Origin of the sequence: Deinococcus sp. HSC-46F16, assembly GCF_024171495.1 — a bacterium.
GTDB lineage: Bacteria > Deinococcota > Deinococci > Deinococcales > Deinococcaceae > Deinococcus.
This window is the reverse complement of the sequence record NZ_JALJZW010000006.1, coordinates 1-15,882: the sequence shown is the minus strand read 5'-3', so window position 1 is coordinate 15,882 and position 15,882 is coordinate 1. Positions and strand designations below refer to the sequence as shown.

The 15,882-nt window shown below is 72.6% G+C and carries 15 protein-coding genes and 1 rRNA gene; 12 read left to right on the top strand and 4 right to left on the bottom strand.

The window, feature by feature from the left end; genetic code table 11:
* Positions 1 to 67 precede the first annotated feature (67 nt).
* Positions 68 to 1,303, bottom strand: a complete 1,236-nt coding sequence (gene coaBC / locus L1280_RS12435; RefSeq protein WP_371922918.1) for a bifunctional phosphopantothenoylcysteine decarboxylase/phosphopantothenate--cysteine ligase CoaBC — start codon at positions 1,301 to 1,303, stop codon at positions 68 to 70.
* A gap of 77 nt (positions 1,304 to 1,380) precedes the next feature.
* Between coaBC and L1280_RS12430 the strand changes: the two genes are divergently transcribed.
* The gene (locus L1280_RS12430; protein WP_253582616.1) at positions 1,381 to 3,099 is read left to right on the top strand and encodes a M3 family oligoendopeptidase; all 1,719 of its coding nucleotides are present in this window, start codon (positions 1,381 to 1,383) and stop codon (positions 3,097 to 3,099) included.
* Between the two features lie 125 nt (positions 3,100 to 3,224).
* Complete coding sequence (locus L1280_RS12425) at positions 3,225 to 4,238, top strand: GNAT family N-acetyltransferase (protein WP_253582615.1); 1,014 nt, start codon at positions 3,225 to 3,227, stop codon at positions 4,236 to 4,238.
* An 18-nt stretch (positions 4,239 to 4,256) separates the two neighbouring features.
* On the opposite strand, the gene L1280_RS12420 is transcribed toward L1280_RS12425, so the two are convergent.
* Positions 4,257 to 5,468 (bottom strand): hypothetical protein, encoded by a 1,212-nt coding sequence (locus tag L1280_RS12420; RefSeq protein ID WP_253582614.1) that lies wholly within the window; start codon positions 5,466 to 5,468, stop codon positions 4,257 to 4,259.
* A 200-nt stretch (positions 5,469 to 5,668) separates the two neighbouring features.
* Between L1280_RS12420 and L1280_RS12415 the strand changes: the two genes are divergently transcribed.
* Positions 5,669 to 6,130, top strand: coding sequence for a ketosteroid isomerase-related protein (locus L1280_RS12415; RefSeq protein WP_253582613.1), 462 nt, complete (start codon positions 5,669 to 5,671; stop codon positions 6,128 to 6,130).
* Positions 6,127 to 6,717, top strand: a complete 591-nt coding sequence (locus L1280_RS12410; RefSeq protein WP_253582612.1) for a GNAT family N-acetyltransferase — start codon at positions 6,127 to 6,129, stop codon at positions 6,715 to 6,717. The genes L1280_RS12415 and L1280_RS12410 overlap by 4 nt, the downstream gene beginning before the upstream one ends.
* Positions 6,718 to 6,732: 15 nt before the next feature.
* Here the strand turns inward: L1280_RS12410 and L1280_RS12405 are convergent, their stop codons facing one another.
* Positions 6,733 to 6,927, bottom strand: a complete 195-nt coding sequence (locus L1280_RS12405) for a hypothetical protein (protein ID WP_104991733.1) — start codon at positions 6,925 to 6,927, stop codon at positions 6,733 to 6,735.
* 79 nt (positions 6,928 to 7,006) lie between these two features.
* Between L1280_RS12405 and L1280_RS12400 the strand changes: the two genes are divergently transcribed.
* From L1280_RS12400 to L1280_RS12365, 8 genes are all read left to right on the top strand, one after another.
* Positions 7,007 to 8,557 carry an NAD(P)/FAD-dependent oxidoreductase gene (locus L1280_RS12400; RefSeq protein WP_253582611.1) on the top strand — a complete coding sequence of 517 codons (1,551 nt, stop codon included), beginning with the start codon at positions 7,007 to 7,009 and terminating at the stop codon, positions 8,555 to 8,557.
* A 17-nt stretch (positions 8,558 to 8,574) separates the two neighbouring features.
* Positions 8,575 to 8,976 carry an NUDIX domain-containing protein gene (locus L1280_RS12395; protein WP_253582610.1) on the top strand — a complete coding sequence of 134 codons (402 nt, stop codon included), beginning with the start codon at positions 8,575 to 8,577 and terminating at the stop codon, positions 8,974 to 8,976.
* Positions 8,973 to 10,019, top strand: a complete 1,047-nt coding sequence (locus L1280_RS12390) for a carotenoid biosynthesis protein (RefSeq protein ID WP_305881881.1) — start codon at positions 8,973 to 8,975, stop codon at positions 10,017 to 10,019. The genes L1280_RS12395 and L1280_RS12390 overlap by 4 nt, the downstream gene beginning before the upstream one ends.
* Positions 10,016 to 10,672, top strand: coding sequence for a 1-acyl-sn-glycerol-3-phosphate acyltransferase (locus L1280_RS12385; protein ID WP_253582609.1), 657 nt, complete (start codon positions 10,016 to 10,018; stop codon positions 10,670 to 10,672). The genes L1280_RS12390 and L1280_RS12385 overlap by 4 nt, the downstream gene beginning before the upstream one ends.
* Positions 10,669 to 11,763, top strand: coding sequence for a glycosyltransferase (locus L1280_RS12380; RefSeq protein WP_253582608.1), 1,095 nt, complete (start codon positions 10,669 to 10,671; stop codon positions 11,761 to 11,763). Before L1280_RS12385 ends, L1280_RS12380 begins: the two co-directional genes overlap by 4 nt.
* A gap of 31 nt (positions 11,764 to 11,794) precedes the next feature.
* Complete coding sequence (locus L1280_RS12375) at positions 11,795 to 13,210, top strand: NAD(P)/FAD-dependent oxidoreductase (protein ID WP_253582607.1); 1,416 nt, start codon at positions 11,795 to 11,797, stop codon at positions 13,208 to 13,210.
* A complete protein-coding gene (locus L1280_RS12370) occupies positions 13,198 to 14,367 on the top strand; it encodes a cytochrome P450 (RefSeq protein WP_371922917.1) in 1,170 nt (389 codons plus the stop codon). Before L1280_RS12375 ends, L1280_RS12370 begins: the two co-directional genes overlap by 13 nt.
* A 146-nt stretch (positions 14,368 to 14,513) precedes the next feature.
* Positions 14,514 to 15,668: a DUF418 domain-containing protein gene (locus L1280_RS12365; RefSeq protein WP_253582606.1), complete on the top strand. Its 1,155-nt coding sequence runs from the start codon at positions 14,514 to 14,516 to the stop codon at positions 15,666 to 15,668.
* A 124-nt stretch (positions 15,669 to 15,792) separates the two neighbouring features.
* Here L1280_RS12365 and L1280_RS12360 read toward each other — a convergent pair.
* A 16S ribosomal RNA gene (locus L1280_RS12360) occupies positions 15,793 to 15,882 on the bottom strand; the annotation flags it as partial.

The window sequence follows — 15,882 nt, the reverse complement described above, 5'->3', positions numbered from 1 at the left end:
AGGCGAGAGGGGGAGGCGGGACGCAGGACGGGGTACGCGGCAACCGCCCTCCCCTCCCACGCCCTGCTTACCGCTTCCCGCGCACCCGCCGCGCCTCGTCCAGCAACCTGCGGGCCACCTCGCGCTTGCTCAGGCGCGGCCAGGCCTCGTGCGAGCCGTCCGGGCGGACCAGCGTGACCTCGTTGTCGTCGCCGCCAAATGCGGTCCCCTCGCGCGTGGGGTAGTTCAGCAGGATGAAGTCGGCGTTTTTACGCTCCGCCTTGGCGGCTGCCCGCTCCACCCCCGCGTGCGTCTCCATCGCAAAACCGACCAGCACGCGCTCGCCTTTCTCACGCCCCAGTTCCGCGAGGATGTCGGGATTGGGCGTGAGGGGGACGGTCACGTCGCCTGCGACCTTCGCCTGCTTCTCGGTGGCGGCTTCGGCCGCGCGGTAGTCGGCCACCGCCGCCGTCATCACGACGATCTCGGCATCCTGCGCGGCAGCCTTCACCGCGTCCCGCAATTCCAGCGCCGTCTCAATGCGCTGCACCGTCACGCCAGAGGGGTCGGGGAGGGACACCGGCCCGGTCACCAGCGTCACGCGGGCGCCCCGGTCCCGCGCCTCCTCGGCCACCGCGAAGCCCATCTTGCCGCTCGACGGGTTGCTGATAAAGCGCACCGGGTCGAGGTATTCGCGGGTCGGCCCGGCGGAGACGACGACGTGCAGGCCCGCGAGGTCCTGGGGAACCGGGGGCGTGAGCAGCGCCAGCGCCGCCGCCGCGATCTCCTCCGGCTCGGCCATGCGGCCCAGGCCTGACCCCTCCCCCGCTGTTCCGAACGCGCCGACCTCCGGCCCCAGGAAACGGTGGCCCCAGCCGCGCAGCGTCTCCGCGTTGGCCTGCACCGCCGGGTGGGTCCACATCTTCTCGTTCATGGCAGGGACCCACAGCACGGGGGCGCGGACGCTGAGCAGCGTGGCCGAGGCGAGGTCGGAGGCGTGCCCCCCGGCCGCCCGCGCGAGCAGGTCGGCGGAGGCGCCCACCACGACGACTGCGTCCGCCCGCGCCAGGGTGAGGTGCTGCGCGTCCGGGCGCGGCGAGAACCACGTCGCGTCGGTGGCGACCTCGTGCGCGGCGGCGGTGGCGAGGCTGAGATCAGTCACGAAAGCGAGCGCAGCGTCCGTGGCGATGACCCGCGCTATAGCCCCGCGCTCGCGCAGCCGCCGCAGCACCGAGGGAGCCTTCACGGCGGCGATGCTGCCCCCGACGATCACGAGGACGAGAGGAGCAGGCGGCGTCGGGGCAGTCGGGGCGGGCACGGTCACCCGGTCAGTCTAGAGGCCCGCCCGCTACGCCACCCGGCCTACCGGAACGCGGCAGCCCGGACGCTAGACTTTCCCGCATGACCACCACCCTGAACGCGGTGGAGCGCGTGCTCACCGTCTCCGCCGAGGCGACCCGCTGGGACACCTACGCGCCCCGTTTCGAGGCCCTGCTCGCCGCCGACCTCAGCGCCGAATCGGTTCCCGGCTGGCTTTCCGAGTGGAGTGCGCTGGAGGCCGAACTGGGACAGGTCGGCAGCAAGCTCGCCACCCACGCCGACCTCCACACGGACGACGAGGCGACCCAGGCCCGCTACGCCCGCTTTCTGGAGGAAGTCTCCCCGCAGGCGCAGCGCACCGGGCAGGCCCTGATCGAGAAGCTGCTGGCCGTGCCCGGCTACCAGCCTGCCCCCGACTTCGCCCTGACCTACCGCCGGATGCAGGACGAGGCGGCCCTGTTCCGGGAGGCGAACGTGGACCTCGGCGTGACGCACGAGGCGCAGATGAACCGCCACGGGGTCATCACCGGGAACCAGACGGTCCCCCTGAATGGCGAGACGCTGACCGTGCCGCAGGCCAAACAGCGCCTCGACCATCCCGACCGCTCGGTGCGCGAGGGGGCGTGGCGGGCGCTCGCGGCCAGCAATGGCGAGGTCGCCCCGCAGCTCGACGCGCTGATGCTGGAGCTGCTACCCACCCGCCGCCAGCTCGCGGCGAACGCCGACCTGCCCTCCTTCCGCGACTACATGTGGAAGCGGCTCGACCGGGTGGACTACACGCCCGAAGACTGCCGCGCCTTTCACGAGGCCGTGCGCGACGAGGTGGTGCCCCTCGCCGCCGAGATCGTCGGGGACATCGCCGCCCGGCTGGGACTGGACTCGGTGCGCCCCTGGGACTACAACCGCAACAACCTCCTCGACGCGGAAGGCCGCGAGTCGCTGAAGCCCTTCACGACGGGGGCCGAGCTGGAGACGCTGGCGCAGACGGCGTTTGAGGGCCTCGACGCCGAACTCGCCGGGCGCTTCGGGCAGATGCGGACGGGGGGTCTGCTGGACCTCGAATCGCGGCCCGGCAAGATGACGCACGCCTACTGCCAGTACTTCCCGGTGCAGAACCAGCCTTTCGTGCTGATGAACGTGGTGGGCACCGCCGAGGACGTGCGGGTGCTGTTCCACGAGGTCGGGCACGCCTTTCACGGCTTCCTGAGCGGGGCGGCGCAGCCCCTGGTGTGGAACCGCTGGAGCCCCATCGAGTTCGTGGAGATTCCCTCCATGGCGATGGAGTTCCTGACGCTCGACCACCTCGGGCACGTCTTCTCACCGGAACAACTCGCCCGCTACCGCGAGAAGCAGCTTCAGGGCGTGGTGGCCTTCCTGCCCTGGGCCGCTCAGATGGACGCCTTCCAGCACTGGCTCTACGCCGAGGCGGGCGAGGACCTGACGATGGCCGACCTCGACGCGAAGTGGCTGGAACTCGACCGGACCTTCCACCCGTTCGTGAACTGGGAGGGGCTGGACGAGGGAATCCGGGCGAAAGGCTGGCAGTACTACCACATCTTCCGGGCGCCCTTTTACTACATCGAGTACGCGATGTGTTACCTCGCGGCGGTGGGCATCTGGCGGCAGGCGCGGCAGGACCCGGCCGGGGCGCTGGAGCGGTACAAGGCCAGCCTGCGCCTGGGGAACACCGTGCCCGTGCCCGAGCTGTACCGCGCCGCCGGGGTCGAGTTCCGCTTCGACCGCGAGCACATCCGGGGGCTGATGGGCTTTCTGCGGGAGCGGCTGGCGGAGGGGAGCTGAGCAGGAGGGCCGGGAGGGGGCGACCGTCCGCACGTTGCCCCCTTCCCCAGCCCCGCGCTCCGGCCTAGCGCGGCGTGCGCCGTTTGGCCCATGTCTCCAGGCGGCCCACCGCGCACACTGTGGACATGACCACGTTTTCTGCCTCCCTCTGGACGGTTTCCCCCTTCGACCCACCGACGGCCACCCCCGAGCAGCGGCTCGCGGTGGGCCAGCTCCTTACCGACAGCCACGCCTTCGCGCTGCCGGACGACCCGCCCCTGCGGCCCGAACTGGAGGCCCTGGGCCTCACCCACGTCTCGCCCGACGAGGCGGTGCGGCACTTCGCCGTGTGGGACGGCGACCGGGCCGTGGCCTGGGGAAGCCTGAGCTACAGCCTCACGCAGAACCTGCACACGGCCCACGCCCGGCTGATTGTCCACCCGGACCTCCGGCGGCGGGGCCTGGGCCGCGCCGTGGCGGGGGCGCTGCGGGAAGCCGCCCGGGAGGAAGGCCGCCGCCTGATCACCCTGGGCACCACCAGCCACGTGCCCGCCGGGGAAGCTTTCGCCCGCACCCTGGGGGCCGAGCCCGCGCTGCCCATGCGCCAGAGCCAGCTCGACCTCGCGGGACTGGACCTCGAGCTGCTGGACCGCTGGAGCGCCCGCCCGGAGGGGGACCCCTACCGCCTGCACCTCTGGACCCGCGTTCCCGACGACTTCCTGGACCGCATGGTCACCATGATGGAGGTCATGAACACCGCGCCCAAGGGGGACCTGGAGGTGGACGACTGGCGGATCACCCCCGAGATGGTCCGGGCCTGGGAGGGCATGATCGAGGAGGCCGGGGAGGTCCGGCTCATCCTCGCCGCCGAGGACACCCGCACGGGCGAGCTCGTGGGGTACACCGAGACCTTCTGGCACCCGGAGCGGGCCGCGCTCGCCTACCAGGGCGCCACCGCCGTCCGCCCGGAAGCGCGGGGGCAGGGCCTGGGCAAGTGGCTCAAGGCTGACATGCTCCGCCGCGTGATGGCCGACTTTCCCGGCGCCCGCTGGATGCGGACCAACAACGCCGAGGAGAACGCCGCCATGCTGGGCATCAATGTGGCGCTGGGGTTTCAGCCCTGGGCCAGCTTTACCGAGTGGCAGGTGCGGCTGGGCTGACCCAGGGGGCCGGGCCGCTCAGACCAGGGTGGGCGTCCGGCGCGCCTCGGTCTGAACGGGGGTCGCCGGGCGGATGCGGCGGCGCACCCCGTCGGCGTAGTCGGCCACGTCGCGCAGCATCTCGGCGACGCCCGCCCGCAGCAGGTACTGGCCGCCCGGCAGCGGGGTCAGCGCCAGGAAGGGCGCCCGGCTGAGCGTGTCGAGGATGCTGCGCAGCTCGGCCGGGTTCACGCCGCTGCCCAGGCGCTCGGCGAGGCGGGGCACCCCAATGATGCTGTGCGCGGGCTGCGCCGCCAGGGTCAGCAGCACGAAGGAAAATGCCCCGCGCTGCGCGAGGTGGGCGCCGACCAGTTCGGACACGCCCGCCGCCGCGTTCAGGTCGAGGTCGCCCGCCTCCCAGTAGGGCCGCAGGTCGATGGGCGAGAGGGGCGCGAGCCGCGCGTGTTCCAGCAGCGCGACCAGGGCCTCGCGGGTCAGACGCGACGTTCCCACCTGCTGGCTCTCGGCCGTCAGCAGGACGCTGTGGTCGGCCCCATTCTCCCAGCCGGGGCGACGGGCCGACTCGCCCAGCGCAACGTGCACCACATAGCTGAACTCGCCCAGCTCGGCCGCCAGACGCGCCACACCGGGCGCCGCGTAGCTCAGGCGGTAGCCCGTCAGGCTGGCGAGTTCGGCAAGTTGCGCTTCGGGCGTCTCGGGCACCGGGCCGGGGGTGGGGGCCGCCACACGGGGAGCAGCGGGCGCCGGGCTCGGCATGGGGGCAGCGGCGCGGGGCGGCTCAGGCGCCTGGGCCACGGGGACCAGCGGCTCGCGGGCGGGCGCCACCGGACGGGCAGGCTCAGGGCTCTGCGCATGTTGCAGCCGCACCTCGCGGACGTGCGGGGTGGCGGTCACGACCACCCGGCGCGGCTCGGGGGTCCGCTGGTGCTCGGGGCGCGGGGTGGTGATGGGCGCGTGCGGCTTGACGATGCCCTCCACGCTGTAGCGGCCCGGCTCCAGCGGCGTGATCATCAGCACGTCGTTCACGCCGAGGTTGGCGTCGTGGTAGAGGGGGTGCAGGCCGCGCACGACTCCGGCCGCGCGGTCGATCTGGACCCCATGCTCGCGGCCACGGTCGTCCACGAAGACGGCCGGACCACTCTCGGGAAAGGTGGGCTCCAGGTACTTCTGAAGCCGCAGGACGCCTTCCTGAAGGCAGGGGCGGGTCAGGATGTAACGCATCTGCTTCATGCGGGGAACTCCTTCATGGATGGCGGTCCGAACCGGCACCGCCGGACACGCGAAGACTCGTGGGCACTGCTTACGCCAAACCATAGCAGAGCCCGCCCGCGCCACAACCCCAAAGTGCGCGGCCAGAGCGCGAAAATCTTTAGCGATGTGAGGAAAACCATACCCCTTCCCCCAGTGGGGGAGTCGCTAGACTGCCGGGCATGACCAGCGGCGACCCGACCCAGACTGCGCAGGCGCAGACCCTCGACCTCGTGACCCGGTACTACGCGGCCTTCAACGCGAGCGACGCCGAGGGCATGCTGGCCCTGCTCACCGACGACGTGCAGCACGATGTCAACGAGGGCGAGACCCAGCGCGGGCTGGACGCTTTCCGCACCTTTCTGGCGAGGATGGACGCCCACTACCGCGAGCGGGCCGAGGGGATCGTGGTGATGGCGACTCCGGACGGAAGGCGTGCGGCGGCCGAATTCGTGATTCACGGCGAGTACCTGAAGACCGACCCCGGCCTGCCCGAAGCGGCGGGGCAGACCTACGTGCTGCCCGTGGGCGCCTTTTTCGAGGTGCGCGGCGAGGAGCGCGGCGGCAAGATCGCCCGCGTGACGAACTATTACAATCTCGCGGACTGGACCCGGCAGGTGAACACGGGGACGGAGCAGGCTTGAGCCTCAGCGTCACCCCGGCGAGCGGCGAGGCACTGCGGGCGGCCCTGCCCGACCTCGCCCGGCTGCGGACCGAGGTGTTCCGCGACTTCCCGTACCTGTACGACGGCACCCCCGAGTACGAGGAGCGGTACCTCCAGACCTATCTGGAGGCGCCCGGAGCCCTCGCCCTGCTGGTGCGCGACGGGACCGAGGTGGTGGGGGCCAGCACCGCCCTCCCCCTCGTCGCGGAGACCGGGGAGATTCAGCGTCCCTTCCTGGGGTCCGAGTTCGACCCTGGCGAGGTGCTGTATCTCGGGGAGAGCGTGCTGCGTTCCGGGTACCGGGGGCGCGGGCTGGGGCACCGCTTCTTCGACGAGCGGGAGGCCCACGCCCGGCGGCTGGGGCTGCCCGTCACCGCCTTTTGCGCGGTGCAGCGCCCGGCGGACCACCCGGCCCGGCCCGCCGATTACCGCCCGCTGAACACCTTCTGGCAAGCGCGGGGGTACGTGGAGCGCCCCGACCTCGAAACCACGCTGAGTTGGCCCGACGTGGGCGAGACGCGGGACACGCCCAAGCCCATGCGCTTCTGGGTCAAGCGGCTGGACTGACCTCTCCCGCAGCGTCTACGACTTCTTCTGCTGCCTCCACCCGTAGGACCGCACTGCGTCCACCGCGAACCACACGGCAACCGCGCCCCAGATCAGGGCGGGGAGCCAGTTTTCCGCCAACCCGTAGCGCACGGCAGGAATCGCGCACAGCACAGCCAGCAGCACGCTGAGGGCGAAGACGATGTGGGGGGGCACGCGGCGACCGAACATGGGACCACGGTAGCGGAGGGCCTCTGGCGGATTCCTGACCGTCCCCGGAGCGCCCGGCGTGCCAGACTCGGAGGCACTGATGCCGGACTACGACGTACTCGTGATGGGGGCGGGCCACAACGCCCTGGTGACGGCGGCCTACGCGGCGCGGGCGGGCCTGAAGGTGGGCGTCTTCGAGCGCCGCCATATCGTCGGGGGGGCCGTCAGCACCGAGGAGCTGGTGCCCGGCTACCGCTTCGACTACGGGGGCAGCGCCCACATCCTGATCCGGATGACGCCCGTCGTGCGCGAGCTGGAGCTGACCCGCCACGGCCTGCATTACCTCGAAGTGGACCCCATGTTCCACGCCTCCGACAGCGAGACGCCGTGGTTCGTCTACCGCGACCCGGAGCGCACCGCGCGGGAGCTGGAAGCCCTCTTTCCCGGTCAGGGCGAGGCATATCGCAAGTTTCTGGACGACTGGACCCCGTTTGCCCGTTCGGTGGCTGACCTCTTCAACTCGGCGCCGGGACCGCTGGAGCTGGGCAAGATGGTGATGGGCAGCGGCCGTGCTGGAAAGGGTGGGGGCCGCGAGATGCAGACCCAGCTCTCGCGCATCCTGCGGCCCTACGGGGACGTGGCGCGGGAATACTTTTCGGAGGAGCGGGTGCGGGCGCCGCTGACCTGGATGGCGGCGCAGAGCGGCCCGCCGCCCACGGACCCCCTGAGTGCCCCCTTCCTGCTGTGGCACCCCCTCTATCACGAGGGCGGGGTCGCGCGGCCCAAGGGCGGCTCCGGCGGCCTGACGCGGGCGCTGCGGCGGGCCACCGAGGACTACGGCGGCGAGGTGCATGTCAATGCCCCGGTGAAACGGATTCTGGTGCGGGGCGGAAAGGCGCAGGGCGTGGAGCTGGAGAATGGCGAACGCTACACCGCCCGCGCGGTCGTGTCCGGTGCCCACGTCCTGACGACGGCGGGGGCCTTACCTGAGGAACACGTTCCCGAGGCTGCCCGGCGGGTGCGGGTGGGCAACGGCTTCGGCATGATCCTGCGGCTGGCGCTGAGCGAGAAGGTGCGCTACCGCCAGCACACCGAGCCGGAGTCGCGGGTGGGGCTGGGGCTCCTCATCAAGGACGAGCGGCAACTGGCGAAGGCGTATGGGGAATATCTGGCGGGCGAACCGACCACCGATCCCCCGCTGATCGCCATGAGCTTTTCCGCCGTGGACGACAGCCTCGCGCCCCCCGGCGGCGAGGTGCTGTGGCTGTGGGCGCAGTACTATCCCTATGAACTGGCCTCCGGCAGTTGGCAGACGCGCACGGCCGAGGCGCGGGAGAACATCCTGCGGGCGTTCGAGCATTACGCGCCGGGCACGCGGGACACCATCGTGGGTGAACTCGTGCAGACGCCGCAGTGGTTGGAAACGAACCTCGGGCTGCACCGGGGCAACGTGATGCACCTGGAGATGAGCTTTGACCAGATGTTCGCCTTCCGGCCCTGGATGGCCGCGAGCCAGTACCGCTGGCCGGGGCTCAAGGGCCTGTACCTGACGGGCGCGAGCACCCACCCCGGCGGCGGCATCATGGGGGCGTCGGGGCGGAATGCGGCGCGGGTGCTGCTGCGCGACCTGACGCGGCGGGGGTGGAAGTGAGGGGGCTGTTCGGAAGGGTGAAGAAGCGGCCCCGCCTTGGCGCGGGGGTGGCGGTCCTGCGGGGTGACGAGGTCCTGCTGGTCCGGCGCGGGGATAACGGGCGCTGGGACGTGCCGGGCGGTGGGGCTCAGGCGGGTGAGACGCCCGAACAGGCAGCCCGGCGCGAACTGCGCGAGGAAACGGGCCTGACGGTGGGCAGCCTGCGCCCACTGGGGACTTTCCCGCACCGCCACACGTACCCCGATGGGAACGTCGTGAATTGGGAAACGCACGTCTACGCCGCCGACTTCGCAGGCGGGGAGGCGCGGGCCGGGGACGACGCCTCGGAACTGCGCTGGTGGCCTCTGGGCGGGTTGCCGGGCAAAGTCTCGGAGACGACCCGCGCCTACTTCCTGGCCCTGCGGACGGGGGCGGGTTGACCCTGCGCCTCTCCCCTACCGTTCGGCGCTTCGGCCTCGCCTTCACCGCCCTCGGCGTGGCGTTCCTGGGGGCGCTGCTCGTGCTGCGGGGCATGGCGGTGGGGTGGGGAATGATTGCCGTGGCCTTTCCCGCCTCGCTGGGGCTGGCGCTGGCGGGAGACGCGCTGGGAGTCGACTTCGCGGGCACGCTGCGGACGCGCTGGGCGGCCCTCTCGGCACAGATGCGGCCCTGGATGTGGTGGCTGGTCGCCTACGTGGCGCTCAAGATTCCGGTCCCCCTCTGGCCGGAGGGGTTCCCGGTGCTGGGGCTGCTCAGCACGGCGGCCCTGTGCGTGGCGGGGTGGCTCTACGCCGCCGAGCGGGTGGGGGCGCGGCGGGCGTGGGCGATGGCCGCGCTGTCGTTCGGGGTCGGCTGGGGGGTGGAATTGCTGGGAAGCCGCACCGGGTTTCCCTTCGGGATTTACTCCTACGGGACTGCGCCGCCGCCCACCCTCCTCACGGTGCCGCTGATCGTGCCGCTGGGCTGGTTCGCGCTGACGCTGGCGGCCACGCGGCTGGCGGGGGGGCGGGCGTGGCTGGCCGGAGTGCTGATGGTCGCGTGGGACGTGGGCTTGGAGCCGCTGATGACCGCCCAGCGGTACTGGCTCTGGAGCGACCCCGCGCCGCTGTGGGCCGGGGCGCCCCTGCAGAACTTCGTGGGCTGGTGGGTGGTGGGGACCGGGCTGGCCTGGGCCTTCACCCGCATTGCGCCGAGCTTGTTCGGGCGGACCGGTCGCGGGTGGGGGTGGCCGATGCAGGTGCGGGCCGCAGGCCGCGTGTCGGTGGGCTTCCGGGCCGAGGCGGTCCGCGTGGAACCCGCGCCCCGCCCCGACCTCTCGCGCCTCTCCTTCGCCGCCGCCTACCCCACCGAACTCTTCTTTCTGCCGGGGGGCCTCGTCCTCGTCGGGCGGTACGTGGAGGCCGGGGGCACGCTGGTGGCGATGCTGGCAGCGCTCGCCCTGGCGCGGGCGGTGCGGGGGCGGGGCACCGGGGGGCGGGCATGACTCCCGATCCGGTCGGGGCGATGCTGCGGGCCTCTATCCGCCGCAGTGTCCGCACCGGGCTGGGGGGCGTGTGGCTGCGCGGGCCGCTCCCGGCGGGGGGCGCGGTCCTCGCTCCCAACCACCATTCCTGGTGGGACGGCTACGTGATGGGCGAGCTGACCTGGGAACTGGACGGCGACTTCCGGGTGCTGATGACTTCCCGGCAACTCGTCCATTACCCCTTTCTGCGGCGGGTGGGGGCGCTGGGCGCCGACGAGCTGCGGGCGGCGGTGCGGGCGGCGCGGGCGGGGGCGTGGGTGGTGGTCTTTCCGGAGGGGGCCTTGCAGCCCGCCGGTCCCCCCCGCGAGCTGCGGCCCGGCGCGGGCTGGATCGCGCGGCAGGCGGGGGTGCCGCTCGTGCCCGTCGCCCTGCGGGTGGGCCTGCGCGGACGCCCCCGGCCGGAAGCCCACCTGCGTTTCGGGACACCTACGACCGCCGGAGGGCTGGCCGGGGCCCTCGCCCGCGAACTCGCGGCGCTGGACGCCGACCTCGCGGCGGGCGACCCGGAGCGGCCGCTGGCGGGATATCTGCACGTCTCCGGGGCGCCGCTGCCCGATCCGGCGCGGCCGGGCCTCGCCAGCCGCCTGCTCGCCCGGCTGACGGAGGGGCGGTGAGGGGGAGGCCCGACCTCGCCCGCGCCTACCGGCTCACGGCGGCGGGCTTTTTCGGATATAAGGCGCTGACCCTCCTCGTCAACGCGCTGACCTATCCCCGGCTGCGGCCCCGGCCCCTCCCCCCGGAGCGGCCCCGCGTCTCGCTGCTGGTGCCCGCGCGGAACGAGGCCCACAACCTCCCCCACACGCTGCCGGGCCTGCTCGCGCAGGGGGCGGAGGAGGTACTGGTGCTGGATGACGGCAGCACGGACGGCACCGCCGAGGTGGCGCGGGCGCTGGGAGCGCGGGTGCTCACGGGCGCTCCTCTCCCCCCCGGCTGGCACGGCAAGCCCTGGGCCTGTCAGCAACTGGGGGAGGCGGCGACGGGCGAGGTCCTGATCTTCACCGACGCGGACGTGCAGTGGCACTCCGGCGCCCTGGGCGCGGCACTGCACGAGTTCGCCCGCTCGGGGGCCGATTTCCTGAGCGTCTATCCCCGGCAGCGCAACGTGACGTTCGGCGAGCGGCTGCTCACGCCGCTGGTGGACGCGGTGCTGCTGACCTTCCTGCCGCATCCGCTGCTGCGCTTTCCGCACCACACCGCCGCCGCCGCCAACGGCCAGCTCATCGTGCTGCGGCGGGAGACGTACCGCCGGGTGGGGGGGCACGCGCTGGTGCGCTCGGAACTGCTCGAAGACGTGGCCTTTGCCAGCCGGGTCAAGGCGCGGGGCGGGCGGCTGGGGCTGGCGCTGGGGCGCGGGGTGCTGGAGGTGCGGATGTACCGCAGCTACCCGGACTCGGTGGCGGGCTTCGGCAAGAACATGGGGTCCTTTCACGGGCGCTCGCGGGCGCTGCTGGCCGCCTCGCTGGGATGGCACCTCGCGGCGTACACGCTACCCTGGCTGCTGCCCGGACACGTGCGGGGGGTGTGGCCGCTGCGCCTCGCGGGGCTGGCCGAGCGCGCGGCGGTCAACCTCCTGACCGGGCGGCGCCGCCCCGCCGACCTCGCGGAGGGCCTGCTCGCTCCCGGCACCCCCCTGCTGGCGCTGCCCGTGTATCGTCGGGCCATGCGGCGCAAGGTGGCCTGGAAGGGCCGGGAGTACGAGCAATGAACGGTCCCGCCCCCCGTCCCGGAGGCCCCGCATGAGCCCCCGGACCCGGCACATCGCCGTGATCGGGGCGGGTTTCGCGGGGCTCGCGGCGGCGCTGCGGCTGGCGCAGGCCGGGGCCAGGGTCACCGTGCTCGACGCCTTGAAGCGGCCCGGCGGCAAGGCGGCGCTGGGCTACGAGGACTTCTCCAGCGGCCCCACCGTGGTCACCATGCCGCAGGTGTTCCGGGGCCTGCACGCCCGGCTGGGCCTGGAGCGGCCCCCGCTGGAGCCCGCCCGCCCCACCACGACCTACCACACGCTCTCGGGACGGACCTTCGCCCCCGAGGCGCTGCACGTCGCCGGAAGCCTGGAGCCGACGCTGGCGCAACTCTCCCGCCAGGAGGCCCGCGACTATGCCCGGCTGCTGGGGGCAGCCCGGCGGATGTACCGGGACGCCGCCCCCACCTTCATCTTCGGGCCGCCGCCCAGTCGCGCCCAGCTCGCCCGCTACGCCCTCACGCAGGGGCACCGGGCCGCCCCGTGGAGCAGTCTCGCCCGCTTGGTGCGGAGTGGCCCCTTCCTGACTCCCTTCTGGCTGCGCTTCGCCACGTACCTGGGGGCCGACCCCTACCGCGCCCCCGCCGTCCTGCACAACATTTCCTGGGTGGAGCTGGGCTACGGGGTCTGGCACCTGGAGGGCGGGCTGGGGGCGCTCGCCGGGCGGCTCTACGAGCGGGCGGCGGCGCTGGGCGTGCGCTTCGAGTTCGGGACGCGGGTGCAGCTTCTGAGCGCCCACGGCGGGCAGGTGCTGGGCGCCCACACCAGCCGGGGGGCCTTCGCTGCCGACGCCTGGGTCAGCGCCGCCGACCGTGCCCTCACGCGCGGCTGGCTGGGACTGCCGCCGGACCCCGCTCCGCGTGGCCTGAGCGGGTTTGCCCTGCAACTGCGGCTCTCGGAGGACCGGGGCCACGCCCACCACATCTTCTGGCCCGCCGACTATACCCGCGAGTGGCGAGACATCCGGGCGGGGCGGCTGCCGGGTGACCCCACCCTTTACCTGCACCTGGACGGCGACCGGGCCTTCCTGCTGGTGAACGCGCCGCCGCAACCAGAGGCCGTCGGGGACGCGCCGGAGTACGGAGGGTTCCTGCTGCGCCAGCTTCAGGCCCGCTTTCCGCTGGAGGTGGCCGAGTGGCGGCCCCTCTCCCCCGCCGACTACGCCCGCACCGGGGTGGGGGGGGCGCTGTACGGACAGGCCCCGCACGGCCTGACCGGGAGCCTGCGCCCCGGCTGGACGCTGCCCGGCGCCCGCAATCTGGTGCAGGTGGGGGGCACGGTGCACCCGGGCGGGGGGGTGCCCCTCTCGATCCTCAGCGGCTGGAACGGGGCCGGGCAGTTGCTGGGCCTGAGCTACGACGACCTGGGGGGACGGGACGTGCCGGGGGACGGCGAGACGTGGCCCGGCTGACTCCCCTCGCGGCCCTCCCCGAACCGCCGCCCCGCCCCGGCTCCGGCCACCTTCAGGACTGGGCGCGGGCGCCGCTGCCGCTGCTGGAGGAGGGGGCGCGGCGGGCACGCGAGGGCGGCGGAAGCCTCTTCCGGCTGCGGTTGGGTCTGCCCGCCGTCATGGGCTTCAGCCCGGAGTGGAACCGCCGGGTGCTGACCGACCTGCGTGGCTTTCGCAGCGCGGGCACCTTTCCCCGCCTGGTGCCCTTCATCGCGGGCGGCATCGTCCTGACCGACGCCCCCGAGCACCGCGCCCGCCGGGGCGTGCTGAATCCGGCGTTCGGCCGCTCGGAGCTGGAAGCCCTGCGCGAGCGGGTACGCTTGGCCCGCCCCCCCGTCCCCACGGGCGAGTTCGACGCGCTGGACTGGGCCGACCACGCCGTGCTGCGGATGCTGAACGCGGCGTACTTCAGCGGCGAGTTTCCGGAGGAGCTGCTGCACGCCTTTCTCGCCCCGTTGCGGCGGCCCTTTCCTTACCCGGCGTTGCCCCGACCCCGGCTCTTCGCCCACGTCCGGGCCGAGCTGGATTGGCTGGCCCTGCGGCGGCGGGCAGCGGGCGGCGGCGACGATCTCCTCGCCGTCCTCGCCCCCCTCCCCGGCGGGCTGGAGGAGGTGCGGATCAGCCTCGCCGCCGCGCACGACACCACCACGCACGCGCTGGCGTGGACGATGTGGCACCTCGCCCGGCATCCGGCGTGGCACACGCGGGAAGGCCACCCCGCTGCCCTGAAGGAGACGCTGCGCCTGTACCCTCCCGGCTGGATGGGCAGCCGCCGCCTGGGGACACCGCTGGAGTGGGAGGGCGTGAGCCTGCCGCGCGGCGCGCTGGTGCTGTATAGCCCCTACCTCAGCGCCCGCGACCCAGGGCGCTGGGAGGCCCCCGGCGAGTTTCGCCCCGAGCGCTGGCAGAAGCCGCCCCCAGCCTGGACCTACCTCCCTTTCGGTGGTGGCGAGCGCATCTGTCTGGGGATGCACCTCGCGCACCTGATCATTCTGGAAGCGCTCGCTGGGCTGCCTGCGCTGGTTCCTGTGGGCGACGACCCGGTGCCCTGGGCCGGGGTGACGCTGGGACCCGTGGGGCCGGTGCGGGTGCGGGCGGTCGGGGAAGCAACGTCGTGACGGGCCGCCGCTGTGTCCGGCCTCCAGAATGGCCCGGTTGAGGTTGACGCATGCTGCATACCGCGCTATCTTGGTTCTATCACCGCCTGAGAAGGCGGCTTTTTTTATGGCCCGTGCAGGAGGGCTGCCCGCGCTAGCCTGAGCGCATGAACCTGCCCGCCGAGCCCACGCCTACCCCTGCGCCGGAGTCTGGGCCGCCACAGCCGGTGACAGTGCGGGACCGTTCGCCGTTGCCCGATGTGCTGCGGGGGCTGGCGCTGCTGGGCATCCTGATCGTCAATGTGCAGGACTTCGCGGGGTTTCGGGAGTGGACGCAGACAGGCGTAGACCGCGCGGTGCAGGTCGTCACCGACATGTTCTTCAATGGACGTTCCATCAGCCTGTTCGCCATGCTGTTCGGCTGGGGGGCGGCGGGGCTGCTGACCCGGCACGGCTCGGGCCTCCTGACCCGGCGGCTGCTGGTGCTGCTGGGGCTGGGCACCCTGCATGGGGTGTTGGTGTGGCACGGCGACATCATTTCCAACTACGCGCTGCTGGCGCTGGTTCTGCTGGTCACGGTGCGCCTGTCTGCGCGGGCGCTGCTGGGCCTCGCCGGGGTGTTGGGGGTGTACTGGCTGGGGTCGGGAGTGCTGCTGGCGCTGGCCTACCAGAACAGTCCCCGTCTCCGCACGGCGGGATTGCCCGACCTTACCGCTGGCATGACCTACGCGCAGGTCGTGGCCGGGCGGGCCGCCACCTTCCTCGACGACCTGATCGGGGGCAGCCTGTACAACGGCCCATGGCTGATTGCCCTGTTTCTGCTGGGCGCCGCCGCGCAGCGCAGCGGCCTGCTCACCCGCCCGCACGAGCACCGACCGCTGCTGCGCCGCCTGGCGGTCTGGGGGTTGGGGCTGGGGCTGCCGCTGGGGGGGCTGCTCGCCTGGCTGAACACCCAGCCCAGCCTCGCTGCTGGACTGATCGCCATTCCTGTCCGGATGGGCGGGGGCCTCGCCAGTGCGCTGGGGTATGTGGGGGTGGTGGGACTGCTGGCTGTGCAGGGCCGTCTGGGTCCCTTGCGAGCCTTTGCCGCCAGCGGACACGTGGCCCTGACGAACTACATCCTGCAGAGCCTGGTGATGACCACCGTCTTCTACCCTTACGCCGGAGGCCAGTTCGGCCGCTGGGGGGCCGCTCCCGCCGTGCTGTTGGCCCTGGGCGTCACCCTCGCGCAGATCCCCCTGAGCCAGTGGATGTTGCGGACGTGGGGCAGCGGGCCGCTGGAAGAGTTGGTCCGGACGCTGGTGTATGGCGGGCGACGCTGAAGGAGCAAGCAAAAGAGATGGACCGACACCGTTAGGCGCCGGTCCATCTCAGCTCAATAGGAAACGCCCCGAGTCATATGACTCGGGGCGTGTTCGCATCGCTGGTGCGTGACGTGACCTGTAGAAAGGAGGTGATCCAACCGCACCTTCCGGTACAGTTACCTTGTTACGACTTCACCCCAGTCATGCGCCACAGTCTAGACGCCTGCCGTGA